Genomic DNA, 14,002 nt, shown 5'->3' on the forward strand with positions numbered 1-14,002 from the left:
CGCTTATGACTGAAGTGAGACACGACTGGACTAAAGAAGAAATATCTGACATATACCATACGCCGCTGCTTGATTTAATTTACCGTGCAGCAACTGTTCACCGCGAGAATAAAGATTACGCCGAGGTACAAATTAGTTCACTAATTTCGGTTAAAACCGGCGGATGTCCTGAAGATTGCGCTTATTGTCCGCAGGCTGCCCGCTACCAAACTGGTGTGAATGTACACGCTATATTGCCCAAAGAAGAAGTGGTAGCTGCCGCACAGAAAGCTAAAGCTGGCGGTGCATCTCGCTTATGTATGGGTGCAGCATGGCGCGAAGTGCGCGACAACCGCGACTTTGACAAAGTAATTGAAATGGTGCAGGCGGTTAATGAATTGGACATGGAAGTGTGCTGTACACTTGGTATGCTTACTGAAAGCCAGGCTCAGCGTTTGGCTGATGCCGGGTTGTATGCGTATAACCACAATCTTGATACCTCTGAGGATGATTATAAACGTATCATAACAACCCGTACGTATGATGATCGCTTAAAAACGATTGAAAATGTGCGCAAAGCCAAAATATCGGTTTGCAGTGGTGGTATTATAGGTTTAGGTGAAACCGTAGAAGATCGTATATCAATGCTGAAAACATTATCAAATATGCCTCAACACCCGGAGTCTGTTCCGGTGAATGCGCTTGTACCGGTTGAAGGTACGCCACTTGCCGAACAACCCCGTGTTTCGGTTTGGGATATGGTGCGCATGATAGCAACGGCACGTATTGTAATGCCGCGCACAGTTGTACGCCTGTCCGCCGGACGTACCGAAATGAGTACTGTTGAGCAAGCTTTATGCTTTATGGCGGGTGCAAGTTCAATTTTTGCAGGTGAAAAACTATTGACCACGCCAAATCCTGCATTTGATGAAGATATGGCTATGTTTGAGCTTTTAGGATTAACACCACGTAAAGCATTCAAAAATGGCAGGCCGCATCAGGCAAAGAATATTGAAGAGGGCGTAATAGCTTAACATCAGCAAACAATAAAAACAAGTGCCACCTGTTTAAGGTGGCATTTGTTGTTTAAAACAGCGTTGTTAAAGCTATTTTTAGATTAGAAACTATTAGACATTATACAACAAGCTTTAAAATATCAACTCGTCTATGTGCAACGCGATATAAATTGAGCAAGTCGTCAGGACTTTATTATACATGTCTAAACTCATCAATTTAAACTTTAAACGGTTTTTGCCTTTATAACTAACGAATAAATATATATTTGCCGTGTTAGGCAGTGCAACTGTCTTATGCATTGTAATGATAAATTATAACACCGAAGCAAGCCATAAATATGAGCTGGTAGTAGGTTTGGAAGTACACGCCCAGCTCTCTACCCAAAGCAAAATTTTCTCGGCCGATAGCGCTGCATTTGGCGCAGGTCCCAATGAGCATGTAAGCATAGTATCGTTAGGGCACCCCGGCACACTACCTTTTTTAAATAAAAAGGCAGTAGAGTATGCCGTTAAACTTGGTTTTGCATGCCATGGCCAAATAAATCAGTATAACAACTTTGCCCGTAAAAATTACTTCTATGCCGATTTACCTAAAGGTTATCAAATTAGTCAGGATCAGCATCCCATTATAACAGGCGGCTATGTAAGTGTTAAACGTGAAGACGGCACCGTGAAAAGGATTGCTATACACCATATACACATGGAAGAGGATGCCGGTAAAAGCATGCATGATCATCATGATACGCACTCTCTTATTGACCTGAACAGGGCCGGAGTGCCATTACTTGAAATTGTGTCTGAGCCTGATATTCACAGTGCAGAAGAGGCTGGATTATATCTTACAGAGATGCGTAAGCTTGTGCGCTACCTCGGCGTTTGTGATGGTAATATGGAGGAAGGCAGCATGCGCTGTGACGCCAATATATCAGTAAGATTAAAGGGTACAACAACACTTGGCAACCGTTGCGAGGTAAAGAATCTTAACTCAATACGCAACGTTCAACGTGCAATTGAACATGAATTTTTAAGGCAGGTAACTGTTATTGAAGCAGGTGGATACATTGAGCAAAACACGCTGAACTTTGATGCCAACACTGGCGAAACATCTGTTTTAAGGAGCAAGGAAATGGCCAACGATTACCGTTATTTTCCTGAGCCCGATTTGCAGCCACTGCTTTTAAGTGACGATTACCTGGAAGCCATACGGCAAACAATGCCAGCATTGCCTGAGGAGCTTTACGATAAATACATCAATCAATTGGGTTTAAGTGATTATGATGCCTCAGTAATAACTGCGGATCATGATTTGGTTATCTACTTTGAGGAGCTGGTAAAGCATACCAAGAACTATAAATCGGCTGCCCACTGGATGATGGGGGCTGTTAAGTCTTATCTTAATGAGCATCACCTAACTATTGATACTCTGCCGCTGTTGCCATCTAAACTTGCCGAAATTATTCAACTGGTTGATGATGGCAAAGTGAACAACACAGTTGCATCGCACAAATTGTTACCTGCAATGCTTGCAGACGCAGGCAAAACTGCCGAGCAAATGGCAACAGAACTAAATTTGATTATAAGCGAAGATAGTAACGAGCTTGAAGGCTTCATTCAGGATGCGCTGGCAAAGTTCCCCGATAAAGTTGTTGAATACCAAAAAGGCAAAAAAGGCGTATTAGGTTTGTTCATGGGCGAAATCATGAAGCGCTCAAAAGGCAAAATCGATCCCCAAAAAGCAAATCAGTTACTTATTAAAGCGTTACAAGCTAAATAAAATGAAAAACTACATCGTATCAACCTCCATATTAGCCGTTCTGTTAGGCTTGTACTCATGTAAGGATGAAAAAAGCTTTAAAATAGAAGGAAATATCAGTAACACGGCTGACGTAAAGAAGGTATACCTCTTAAGAGCAGATACCAATCAGGTAAGCGTAATTGATTCTTCTGAATTGAAAGACGGTAAGTTCGAATTCAAAAATCAATCTACCGTTGCAAACTTATTTAAGTTGCGTTTAGGGCAGTCTTTATTTGATTTGATTGCCAAAAACGGAGATGATATTAAATTTGAAACCAACCTGGCCGATGAGAAGCATGAGTACAAGGTAAGCGGATCACAGGAGTCAGATAAGATAAAGGAGTTCAACACATTCAGTAATGTATACAGCGCAAAAAACTCACAGCTTGTAAATGAATTTCAAAGCAAAGTAAAAGATAACAATCAAGACTCCCTATTAAAAATATATCAGCCCGTATTTGAGAAAAATATGGATGCTTACAGCCAGGAAGTATTGAAGTTTGTAAATGACAATAAAAAGTCGTTGGCGGCTTTCTATGCAGCAATGTCTTTAGACCCAAACAAGTACGAACAACAACTGGTGGCCTACGCTGATGATTTAAAAGATGAGTTTAAAGATAATGCTCCTGTACAGCAATTTGTTAAGCAAATGGAAGCTGTAAAGCCGGTATCTGTAGGGCATAAAGCTCCGGAATTTACAGCCAAGGATGTAAACGGAAAAGACGTTAAGCTGGCCGATTACAAGGGTAAATATGTGATGATTGATTTCTGGGCATCGTGGTGTGGTCCTTGTCGTCAGGAAAACCCTAACGTGGTTAAATTATATAATCAGTATAAAGGCAAAGGCTTTAATATATTAGGCGTATCTCTTGACGAGAACAAGCAAGCATGGCAACGCGCCATACAAGATGATAAGCTTACCTGGCAACAAGTGTCTGACTTAAAAAAATGGGACGGACAGGTTGCACGTGCTTACCAGATACAGGCAATACCATCAAACTTTATACTTGATACTGAAGGTAATATCATTGCTAAGAACATAACCGGACAAAACCTTGAACGATTTTTAAATAAAACCTTTGCTAAACTTTAAGCAAATATTAAGCTTTAATAATTTATTAACATTAGTTTAACTATTTGCTTTTGTTTTGGTATTACCTTTATGCCAAAATTCAACCCTCTGATGAGTACTACTGCAAAGCAAAAGATTTTAATTGTAGACGACGAACCGGACATTTTAGAGTTAATAGAATACAACTTAAAAAAAGAAGGATACCAGGTTCATTTAGCCCATAACGGCCAGGAAGCTGTTGCAGAAGCAAAAAAGGTATTGCCAGATTTAATTGTTCTGGATATTATGATGCCTAAAATGGATGGCATTGAAGCTTGTCGCATTATGCGTACCATGCCTGAGTTTAAAAACACTTTTATGGTGTTTTTAACAGCCCGCAGTGAAGAATATTCTGAGATAGCCGGTTTTAACGTAGGGGCTGATGACTACATTGCCAAACCTATAAAACCACGTGCTTTGGTGAGCCGCATAAATGCAATATTACGCCGTAATGCCGGTACCGAAGAAGTGTCAGATAACAAGTTAGAAGTAGGCGATTTGGTAATTGACCGTGAAAGTTACCTGGTTTATCAAAACGGCAGCAAAGTTGTTTTAGCAAAAAAGGAGTTTGAGTTACTTTACTTGTTAGCATCAAAACCTGGTAAGGTTTACACACGTGAGGTTATCCTTAAAAATATATGGGAAGATTCTGTTGTAGTAACTAACCGCACTATTGATGTTCACATCCGTAAATTGCGTGAAAAGCTTGGCGAAAATTATGTATCAACTGTTAAGGGAGTTGGTTACAAATTTGAATACGTTTAAACAGTACATAACCATAAAAAAAACACCCGTATATTTTACGGGTGTTTTTTTTGATATAGAATTATATGGGGTAGACTAAGGGATGGACAAACTCACAAACAACAAAAAAGCCCTGCTTAGCAGGGCTTTTTTGTTAAGTTTTATTCTATAATTAATTTGCCATCATTTTAAGGAACGATGCTAACTTTTCTTTCATCTCCCTACGATCAACTATAAAGTCAAGGAAGCCTTTTTCCTGCAAAAATTCTGCAGTCTGGAATCCTTTAGGCAAATCCTTTTTGATGGTTTCTTTGATAACCCTTGGACCAGCAAAACCAATTAAAGCACCAGGCTCAGCAATATTAATATCGCCCAGCATGGCATATGATGCAGTTACGCCACCTGTGGTTGGGTCGGTAAGTAAAGATATATAAGGTACACCTGCCTGGCCTAATAATGCCAGTTTAGCAGATGTCTTGGCCATTTGCATTAATGAAAATGCAGCCTCCATCATACGGGCACCACCCGATTTTGAGATCATTAAAAAAGGAACTTTATTTTGAATGCTATAATCAATTGATCGAGCAATTTTTTCACCCACAACTGATCCCATTGAACCGCCGATAAAATTGAAGTCCATACAGGCCACCATCAACGGTTGTCCGTCAACCTTGCCGTGAGCTGCACGAATGGCATCTTTTAAACCGGTTTTAGCCTGTGTTTCTTTAAGGCGGTCGCTGTATTTTTTTGTGTCAACAAACTCAAGTGGGTCACCAGAGCGCAGGTTGCTGAACAATTCAGTGAATTCGTTATTATCAAAAAGTACAGAAAAATACTCTTTTGAGCCTATGCGTAAGTGATAACCGCAGTAATGGCAAACGTATTGATTTTCAACTTGTTCTGTATAGTGTAACGGGCGTTTACAGTTTGGACACTTATTCCAAACACCGTCCGGAGCTTCTTTTTTATCTTCGGTAGAGGTAGTAATACCCTTTGATTCTCTTTTAAACCACGCCATTGGTAATTCCATCAATGATAATTAAAGGTGCAAAGAAACGAAAATTATCTTATTTAAACTGTTAGTAACAAATTACGTTTGTTATTCAAATATTAACAATTAAACAAATTATATCAAATTAACGCAACATTTGGCTGAAAAATGCATAAAATTTATACATTCGTGCTGTAAACCAACCAACAACTATGGATTTAAAAAATTATAAAGGCGTTTTGCACGGTGATCAGGTGCAGGAGTTATTTGAAGCAGCAAAGAAACATCAGTTTGCTTTACCTGCAGTTAACGTGATAGGAACCAATTCTATCAACGCTGTTATGGAAACTGCCAAGTCTGTTAACTCACCGGTAATTATCCAGTTATCAAACGGTGGAGCGCAATTTTACGCTGGTAAATCATTAGATAACTCTAAACTGCAAGCCTGTATATTAGGTGCCGTATCAGCAGCTAAACACGTTCATTTACTGGCCGAACATTACGGTGTTGCCGTTATATTACACACCGACCATGCTGCAAAAAAATTACTGCCTTGGATTGACGGTTTATTAGAGCACGGTGAGAAACATTTTGCCGAAACAGGCAAACCATTGTTTTCATCGCATATGCTTGACCTTTCAGAGGAGCCTATTGAGGAAAACATTGAGGTTTCAGCTCAATACCTTGAGCGCATGGCTAAAATGAATATGACCATTGAAATTGAGTTAGGTGTAACCGGTGGTGAAGAAGATGGTGTAGATAACACTGATGTTGACAGCGCGCGTTTATATACACAACCTGAAGAGGTTGCTTATGCCTATGAGCATCTTTCAGCAGTAAGTCATCGTTTTACTGTTGCTGCAGCGTTCGGCAACGTACATGGTGTATACAAACCGGGTAACGTTAAATTACAGCCGGTTATATTACATAATTCACAAGAGTTCCTTAAACAAAAGCACAACATAGCTGCTGAGAAACCAATCAACTTTGTATTCCACGGCGGCTCTGGTTCAAGCCAGGAAGAAATTCGTGAGGCAATATCTTACGGTGCCATCAAAATGAATATCGATACGGATATGCAGTGGGCTTTCTGGGAAGGTATTAAAGATTATTACAAAGCAAAAGAAGGTTACCTGCAATCACAAATTGGTAGCCCTGATGGTGAAGATTCTCCAAACAAAAAATATTACGACCCGCGTGTATGGTTACGTAAAGGTGAAGAAACCTTTGTACAACGTTTAACTCAGGCGTTTGCCGATTTAAATTGCTTGGACGTAAACAGCAAATTGTAATCAAATTTTTTACAAAAGGTAAACGCCGTTACCATCTTGGTATCGGCGTTTTTTGTTATAATTACTTTTTAACTATTTAAGTTATGGCAAAGAAAAAAAGCGGAATATTTGAGCGTTTTGCTAATTGGGCCACCGCGGCAACCGGCAGTTCGGCAGCGTTTGTGTTGGCTGCTTTAGTTGTTGTAGTATGGGGCGCCAGCGGTCCGCTTTTTCATTATTCTGAAACGTGGCAGCTTGTAATTAATACGGGCACTACCATTATTACATTTTTAATGGTGTTTTTAATACAAAAAGCCCAAAACAAAGACTCGCGTGCATTGCATCTGAAACTAAATGAACTTATTGCTGCAATGGAGGGTGCAAGTAACCGTATGGTGAACATTGAAGACTTAAGTGAGAGAGAGCTGGAACAAATACATAATTACTATGTGCGCCTTGCGCAGCTTGCTAAAACAGAAGATAATTTAGGTTGTACGCATACTATTGATGCGGCAGAGTTCAACCACGAAACTAAAAGCGAAAAAATTAAAAATACTACCCAAAAAATAAATGAGTACAATAGTAAACGTAAAAAAGGTTAGTGAGAAGGCAGAGTTAGACAAAGTGTTTGCAGTAAGACGTGTTGTGTTTGTTGATGAGCAAAATTGCCCGCCCGAACTGGAGTGGGAATTTGAAGATGAGTCAACACACTTTTTGGCCGAGGTCGACGGACAACCGGCAGGCGCATCACGCTGGCGTAAAACTGATAAAGGCTACAAGCTGGAACGTTTTGCCGTATTAAAAGAAAATCGAGGACAAGGCGTAGGGCAGGCTCTTGTAAAGGCAGTATTAAATGATTTACCTGAAGATGCGCAATACATTTATCTGCACGCTCAGGTACAGGCAACACCTCTTTACAAAAAGTTTGGCTTTAAAGAAACAGGACCTATGTTTGAGGAGGCGGGGATACAACACTATAAAATGGTTCTTGAACCGGTAAAGTGATTGGCATAAGCTTTAGATTCTGCATGTGCACCTGCCTGCAATAAAAAAGGGCAAAGGTTAAGGATGTATCCTCGGCCTTTGCCCTTTCGGTTATTTATATAACAGATCAGTCTGTTTTAGGAAGCTGTACAGCTTCATCAGCCTCGGGTAGAGCTTCACGTACATAACGACGGATAATTAAGCGTGTACCGCCGTTGTAAGTCATGTAGCTACCTAACCAGTTAATGAATGTCACCACTTTATTACGGAAGCCTAATAACGATATAAGGTGAATAAACATCCATATCAGCCACGCAATAAATCCGCTTAGTTTAATTTTACCCAAATCGGCAACGGCTTTATTACGGCCAATAGTTGCCATCGAGCCAAGATCTTTGTACTTGAATGGTTCAGTAGGTTCGCCTTTAACCAAGTGAGCAATATTTTCAGCTAGTTTTTTTCCTTGCTGTATAGCAACCTGCGCAACGCCCGGATAGCCGTTTGGTGTAGCTTCGGTAATGATAGCGCCAACGTCGCCAATTGCAAACACGTTATTGGTACCTACAACCCGATTGATTTCATCAGTTTTAATACGGTTACCTCTAACAATATTTTCTTTAGCAAAGCCGTTTGGAACAATACCCATAACACCTGCCGACCATACAACGTTCTTAGTGCGAATAACGCGGCCGTCTTCAAACTTTAATTCGTTGCCGTCGTAGCTCTGTACTTTAACGTTTAATAGCACTTCAACGCCCATACCTAGTAATGCCTCTTTTGCTTTATTTGAAGCCTGCTCAGACATTGGTCCAAGCACACGAGGCAAGAAGTCTACCAGGTAAACCTTCATATCCTCCTTTTTAAGCTCAGGGTAATCTTTTGAAAGCACGTGGTTGCGCAGCTCGGCAAATGAGCCTGCAAGTTCTACACCGGTAGGACCGGCACCAACCATAACAAAGGTTAAATAAGGATCGCGCTCTTCTTTAGTTTTAGCAATTACAGCCTGCTCAAGGTTTTGCAAAAACATGTAACGAAGGTTTAAGGCCTCCGGAATGGTTTTCATTGGCATTGCATAATGCTCAATGTCTTTATTACCAAAAAAGTTGGTAGTTGATCCGGTAGCCATAACCAGGTAGTCATAGGCTATTTCACCGATGGTAGTTTCAATATAATTTTGTTCGGTATTTACTCCTGTAACTTCAGCTACCCTGAAACGAAGGTTTTTTTGACCTTCAAAATTTTTACGAAGTGAGAAAGCGATTGACTCACACTCCAAACTACCGGTTGCTACCTGATAAAGCAGCGGTGGGAAAGAATGATAGTTGTGCTTGTCAAGAAGAAGAATTTCAACCGGTTCTTTCGCAAGCCGGCTTGCCAGTTCAACACCGCCAAATCCGCCGCCAACAATTACAACGAGCGGAAATTTTGTGTTTTGTTTTGAATCCATGTTTGTTTATAGTAACAGTTTTTATATAGGGCCGATGTAATGTAGTATTAACAAAAAAGGCTTCAAATGTTCTTTGAAGCCTTTTTAAAAATTCGTATTTCGAAAGTTTTATGCGTTAAGCTTCTTACCAAAATCGAGCATCACCGGGGTTGCAACGCAGATAGATGAGTAGGTACCGAAGCACACACCCACTAATAAGGCAAACGAGAATCCGCGGATTACATCGCCCCCAAAGATAAACAATACTATTAAAACAAACACTACTGTTAATGCAGTAATTATTGTACGGCTTAAAGTACTGTTAATTGCCTGGTTTACCACTAGTGCAGTATCATCAGTTTTAGCGTGTGTATGGTTTAAGAACTCACGTATACGGTCAAATACAACCACGGTATCGTTAATTGAGTAACCTATAACGGTAAGTATAGCCGCAATGAAAGCCTGGTCAATATCAAGTGAGAATGGTAAAATACCATTGAACAACGAGAAGAAAGATAGCACCAGCAAAGCATCGTGTGCTGTAGCAACCATTGCACCAAGGCTATATTGCCATTTGCGGAAACGGATTAAAATATAACCTGATATAGCCACGATAGCAAAAATAACCGTCCATATAGCTGATGTTTTAATGTCATTAGCTATGGTTGGACCTACTTTTTGCGAACTTAAAATAGTGTACTTAGGTGTGATTTGTGACAATCCTTCACGTAAGGTTGTTTCTACCTTGTTATCAGCAACGGTACTGTTATCATCAATCATGTAATTAGTTGTGATGCGTACCTGCTTATCGCCACCAAAAGATTTAACTTCTGATTTACCAACACCTAAAGTTTTTTCAATTCCCTCACGTACAGTTTCAGTAGTAGCGGCTTGTTCAAAACGTACTACATAACTGCGGCCACCTTGAAAATCCACACCGTAACTAAAGCCACGGGTAAACATTGAGATGATACCAGCTAAGATGAATATAGCTGAGAAAGCGTAGAATTTGAAGCGATTTTTAACGAATGCAAAGTTTGCATTTTTAAACAGCTTAGAACTCCATGGATTTGAGAATTTGATATCCATATTTTTGTCCAGCATCCATTCAAAAATTACACGGGTAATTAATAATGAACAGAACAATGATGTTACGATACCTATCATCAATGTAGTAGCGAAGCCCTGGATAGGACCGGTGCCGAAGATAAATAAGATAACACCTGTCAAAAAGCTACTTATTTGTGAATCGAGAATTGACGATAATGCATGCTTGTAACCATCAGCAATAGCAAGGCGTTTTGATTTGCCCAGTGCAAGCTCTTCACGTACACGTTCGTAAATCAATACGTTGGCATCAACAGAGATACCCAGAATGAGCACTATACCAGCAATACCAGGCAGAGTTAATACTGCACCAATACTTGTTAGTACACCCATCAGGAAGAATACGTTAACAAACACCGCAGCATCAGCTACCGCACCTGCACTGTTATAGTAAAGAACCATAAACACAAGTACAATCACCAAACCAACAGCACATGACATTAAACCATCATTGATGGCTTCCTGGCCTAATGACGGACCAACGATGTCTTCAGAAACGATACGAGCAGGAGCAGGTAAACGACCAGCTTTTAAAACGTTAGCCAAATCCTTGGTTTCATCCTGGGTAAAGCTACCGCTGATAGATGAACGACCGCCAGATATTTCATTGCTTACACGCGGAGCAGATACAACGTTATCATCAAGAACGATTGCAATGCTGCGGTTATCATTTTCATCACCCGGATTGCCTGCTGCTTCGGCAGTAACTCTTCTCCACGTTTTAGCACCGTCAGAGTTCATTTCCATGCTTACTTCGTAACCACCGCTGTTTGGATCAACATCGCTACGAGCATCAGTGATAGCTTCGCCACTCAAAACAGGGCCGTTATCAGCACCTGATAGTTTGATTGCGTAAAGCGCTAATCTTTTATCAGCAACATCGCCTGATTTTGAAGCCCATAATAAACGAAGGTTTTTAGGCAATACGGCCTGTACTTCTGCGCTCTTCAAATAACCATTAACTCTGGCTGTATCTTTAATTGCGGCAGTACCCACAACCGGACCGGGATAAGCCTGAGGACCATTTGGACCCTGACCAAATGCCGGAGACAAAACAGCGAACAAAGGCATAGTTTCTGCAAGCTGGTTTTTGTTTTTCAACGCAGATGCAGAAGTATCTTTTGCATTGTTTTGTTTAACCTTGCTTAGTAATGAACCGCCTTTTTTTGCACTGTCAGTAGCCGCTACTGCAGGGGCTACTGCAACAGTATCTTTTTTAGCTGTTTTATTTTTTGCGGCAAGTATACCGTTAATGTTATTTAGCAGCTGGAATACCTCAGTGTTATCAAATGTAGCGTAAAACTCAAGCTTGGCCGAACCTTGTAGCAGTTTGCGTACACGCTCTTTACTTGCTTCTGATACACCAGGAAGTTCAATTTGTATACGGTTACCCGCCTGTAATTGAATATTAGGAGATGTTACACCAAATTTATCAATACGGTTACGTAAGATGTTGAATGATTGTGTAACCGCAGTGTTTGACTGATCGCGCAGGTATTTTTCAACGTCATTGTTGCTGGCATCAAACTTAAGGTTGCTTTGATTTGACTGAGTTGAAAATATTGGAGCCAGTTTACCATTAGGACTTAGCTTTTTATACTCACGCATAAAAATGTCGATGTAGTTATCCGGGCTGGTTTTAGCAACAACATCAGCGTTATGTAAAGCCTGGTTAAAGGTTACATCCTTATTGTCATTTGATAACGACCTGATAAGCTCGCTTAACGAAACCTGCATGGTAACGTTCATACCACCTTTAAGGTCGAGGCCTAATGCAAGTTCACGGTCTTTGCAATACTGATAATTGTGACCAAATAACGGATATACCGGCTGCGACGCTATTGAGTCGAGATAAGCTTTTTCTTTGTCCGGGTTGCCCTTAGCATAGGCTTTTGCATCATCTTCGACGCTGTTGGTAACCCACGTGAACGAAAGCTGGTATAAGCAAACAACTGCCACAATAATGGCAAAAAATTTAATAACCCCTTTACCTTGCATGGTGTAATCTATGTGTAAAATTAATTTATAAGCTTTTTAAAATAAGGAGGCAAATCTAATAAAATTTCGTAAGCGTAACGTGTTAATTAAAACAAAATAAAGTTGATAGCTGTTAGCGACGCTCAAGGGTAATGAAGGAGTAAGGGTAAGCGTGTATTTCATCAGCCTCAAAATTTTCCCTCGCTGTTTCTTTCCATTCGTTTTTATTGAGCTGCGGAAAGTAAGCATCAGCATTAAAATCCTGATGAACAATGGTTAAGTAAATGCGGTTTACTAACGGTAAAGTCTGGGTGTATATCTCAGCTCCACCAATAATGTCTACTTCAGGCTCGTTTTTACATAAGGCAAGTGCCTCATCAATTGAATGTACAACTTCGCAGCCTTCAATGTTAATTTCCTGTCTCGTAACTATAATATTACGTCGCTTAGGCAATGGCTTGCCTACAGAGTCATACGTTTTACGACCCATTATTATACTATGGCCAGTGGTTAACTGCCTAAAATGCTTGAGATCATTAGGCAGATGCCAAAGCAGTTCATTATCTTTTCCTATTGCGTTGTTTGTAGCTATGGCTACTACTATGTTGATATTCATTAAACGCTTTTAACCATATCTATTTACAAAATTGTCAGGTATGTATCGGTATTGAGTTATTTAGACCGCTACTGCGCCTTTTATATGCGGCCACGATTCATAATTCTCTAACGTAAAATCTTCAAATTTAAAAGCAAATATGTCTTTCACTTCCGGGTTTAACTTCATTACCGGTAGTGGGTGAGGTGTGCGTGATAGTTGCAGGTTGGCCTGCTCAATATGGTTGTTATATAGGTGAGCGTCGCCAAAAGTGTGTATAAAGTCACCATAGTCAAGGTCGCACACCTGTGCCATCATCATGGTAAGCAATGCGTATGATGCAATGTTGAATGGAACGCCTAAAAATATATCAGCGCTGCGCTGGTACAGTTGGCACGATAGTTTGCCTTTGGTTTCCCCTTTACCAACGTTTGGCGGCTCAACATAAAATTGAAATAAACTATGGCAGGGCGGAAGCGCCATTTGATCAACATCGGCAACGTTCCAGGCAGAAACCATGATGCGGCGTGAATCGGGATTGGTTTTAAGCTGCTTTACCACCTGACTGATTTGATCAATATGCCTGCCATCGGGCGTTGGCCAGGAGCGCCATTGGTATCCGTAAACCGGACCTAAGTTTCCCTCTGCATCAGCCCATTCGTCCCATATTCGTACGCCATTTTCCTTCAAATATTTGATATTGGTATCGCCGCTTAGAAACCATATAAGCTCATGTATAATTGATTTGAGGTGAAGCTTTTTGGTAGTTACCAGCGGAAAGCCATCTTTTAAGTTAAAGCGCATTTGATAGCCAAAAACACTGATAGTGCCGGTTCCGGTGCGATCATGCTTTTGGGCGCCATTTTCCAGCACGTGGCGCATCAGGTCAAGATATTGTTTCATATAACAGGACGCAAGCACTTAAACACCTCATTAAATTGCTTGCGGATACAAATAAAATTAATCTATTTTGGCTTTCCTATTTATTTGCAAAAATAGGTTACGT

Annotated in this window: 12 protein-coding genes; 7 read left to right on the forward strand and 5 right to left on the reverse strand. The window is 40.5% G+C overall.

Annotated features, from left to right (window positions below; translation table 11 throughout):
* Positions 1–5 precede the first annotated feature (5 nt).
* From bioB to QZ407_RS06860, 4 genes are all read left to right on the forward strand, one after another.
* A complete protein-coding gene (bioB, locus tag QZ407_RS06845) occupies positions 6–1,013 on the forward strand; it encodes a biotin synthase BioB (RefSeq protein WP_295769056.1) in 1,008 nt (335 codons plus the stop codon).
* 286 nt (positions 1,014–1,299) lie between these two features.
* Entirely contained in the window at positions 1,300–2,769 is a 1,470-nt protein-coding gene (gatB, locus tag QZ407_RS06850) for an Asp-tRNA(Asn)/Glu-tRNA(Gln) amidotransferase subunit GatB (RefSeq protein ID WP_295769057.1), read from the forward strand.
* A 1-nt stretch (position 2,770) separates the two neighbouring features.
* On the forward strand, positions 2,771–3,883 hold the full coding sequence (locus tag QZ407_RS06855) for a TlpA disulfide reductase family protein (RefSeq protein WP_295769059.1): 1,113 nt from the start codon (positions 2,771–2,773) through the stop codon (positions 3,881–3,883).
* Positions 3,884–3,952: 69 nt separating this feature from the next.
* Positions 3,953–4,666, forward strand: a complete 714-nt coding sequence (locus QZ407_RS06860) for a response regulator transcription factor (RefSeq protein ID WP_295769061.1) — start codon at positions 3,953–3,955, stop codon at positions 4,664–4,666.
* Between the two features lie 151 nt (positions 4,667–4,817).
* On the opposite strand, the gene accD is transcribed toward QZ407_RS06860, so the two are convergent.
* Positions 4,818–5,663 (reverse strand): acetyl-CoA carboxylase, carboxyltransferase subunit beta, encoded by an 846-nt coding sequence (accD, locus tag QZ407_RS06865; RefSeq protein WP_157541962.1) that lies wholly within the window; start codon positions 5,661–5,663, stop codon positions 4,818–4,820.
* Between the two features lie 185 nt (positions 5,664–5,848).
* On the opposite strand from accD, the gene fbaA reads away from it, so the two are divergent.
* The 3 genes from fbaA to QZ407_RS06880 all read left to right on the forward strand — a co-directional run bounded on the left by fbaA (position 5,849) and on the right by QZ407_RS06880 (position 7,912).
* On the forward strand, positions 5,849–6,928 hold the full coding sequence (fbaA, locus tag QZ407_RS06870) for a class II fructose-bisphosphate aldolase (protein WP_295769063.1): 1,080 nt from the start codon (positions 5,849–5,851) through the stop codon (positions 6,926–6,928).
* An 83-nt stretch (positions 6,929–7,011) separates the two neighbouring features.
* A complete protein-coding gene (locus QZ407_RS06875) occupies positions 7,012–7,509 on the forward strand; it encodes a low affinity iron permease family protein (protein WP_295769065.1) in 498 nt (165 codons plus the stop codon).
* A complete protein-coding gene (locus QZ407_RS06880; protein WP_295769067.1) occupies positions 7,478–7,912 on the forward strand; it encodes a GNAT family N-acetyltransferase in 435 nt (144 codons plus the stop codon). The genes QZ407_RS06875 and QZ407_RS06880 overlap by 32 nt, the downstream gene beginning before the upstream one ends.
* A gap of 106 nt (positions 7,913–8,018) precedes the next feature.
* Here the strand turns inward: QZ407_RS06880 and QZ407_RS06885 are convergent, their stop codons facing one another.
* The 4 genes from QZ407_RS06885 to QZ407_RS06900 all read right to left on the reverse strand — a co-directional run bounded on the left by QZ407_RS06885 (position 8,019) and on the right by QZ407_RS06900 (position 13,899).
* Positions 8,019–9,338 carry an NAD(P)/FAD-dependent oxidoreductase gene (locus QZ407_RS06885; RefSeq protein WP_295769070.1) on the reverse strand — a complete coding sequence of 440 codons (1,320 nt, stop codon included), beginning with the start codon at positions 9,336–9,338 and terminating at the stop codon, positions 8,019–8,021.
* Positions 9,339–9,446: 108 nt separating this feature from the next.
* A complete protein-coding gene (gene secDF / locus QZ407_RS06890) occupies positions 9,447–12,422 on the reverse strand; it encodes a protein translocase subunit SecDF (protein WP_295769072.1) in 2,976 nt (991 codons plus the stop codon).
* A 112-nt stretch (positions 12,423–12,534) separates the two neighbouring features.
* On the reverse strand, positions 12,535–13,017 hold the full coding sequence (locus QZ407_RS06895; protein WP_295769075.1) for a dihydrofolate reductase: 483 nt from the start codon (positions 13,015–13,017) through the stop codon (positions 12,535–12,537).
* A 60-nt stretch (positions 13,018–13,077) separates the two neighbouring features.
* On the reverse strand, positions 13,078–13,899 hold the full coding sequence (locus tag QZ407_RS06900; RefSeq protein WP_295769078.1) for a thymidylate synthase: 822 nt from the start codon (positions 13,897–13,899) through the stop codon (positions 13,078–13,080).
* Positions 13,900–14,002: the final 103 nt, after the last annotated feature.

It is taken from the genome of uncultured Mucilaginibacter sp. (genome assembly GCF_913773635.1).
Classification (GTDB): domain Bacteria; phylum Bacteroidota; class Bacteroidia; order Sphingobacteriales; family Sphingobacteriaceae; genus Mucilaginibacter.

Bases quoted from the DNA above. Each gene is read 5' to 3' on its own strand.
- bioB (WP_295769056.1), top strand. From the start codon at position 6: ATGACTGAAGTGAGACACGACTGGACTAAAGAAGAAATATCTGACATA.
- gatB (WP_295769057.1), top strand. From the start codon at position 1,300: ATGATAAATTATAACACCGAAGCAAGCCATAAATATGAGCTGGTAGTA.
- QZ407_RS06855 (WP_295769059.1), top strand. From the start codon at position 2,771: ATGAAAAACTACATCGTATCAACCTCCATATTAGCCGTTCTGTTAGGC.
- QZ407_RS06860 (WP_295769061.1), top strand. From the start codon at position 3,953: ATGCCAAAATTCAACCCTCTGATGAGTACTACTGCAAAGCAAAAGATT.
- accD (WP_157541962.1), bottom strand. From the start codon at position 5,663: ATGGCGTGGTTTAAAAGAGAATCAAAGGGTATTACTACCTCTACCGAA.
- fbaA (WP_295769063.1), top strand. From the start codon at position 5,849: ATGGATTTAAAAAATTATAAAGGCGTTTTGCACGGTGATCAGGTGCAG.
- QZ407_RS06875 (WP_295769065.1), top strand. From the start codon at position 7,012: ATGGCAAAGAAAAAAAGCGGAATATTTGAGCGTTTTGCTAATTGGGCC.
- QZ407_RS06880 (WP_295769067.1), top strand. From the start codon at position 7,478: ATGAGTACAATAGTAAACGTAAAAAAGGTTAGTGAGAAGGCAGAGTTA.
- QZ407_RS06885 (WP_295769070.1), bottom strand. From the start codon at position 9,338: ATGGATTCAAAACAAAACACAAAATTTCCGCTCGTTGTAATTGTTGGC.
- secDF (WP_295769072.1), bottom strand. From the start codon at position 12,422: ATGCAAGGTAAAGGGGTTATTAAATTTTTTGCCATTATTGTGGCAGTT.
- QZ407_RS06895 (WP_295769075.1), bottom strand. From the start codon at position 13,017: ATGAATATCAACATAGTAGTAGCCATAGCTACAAACAACGCAATAGGA.
- QZ407_RS06900 (WP_295769078.1), bottom strand. From the start codon at position 13,899: ATGAAACAATATCTTGACCTGATGCGCCACGTGCTGGAAAATGGCGCC.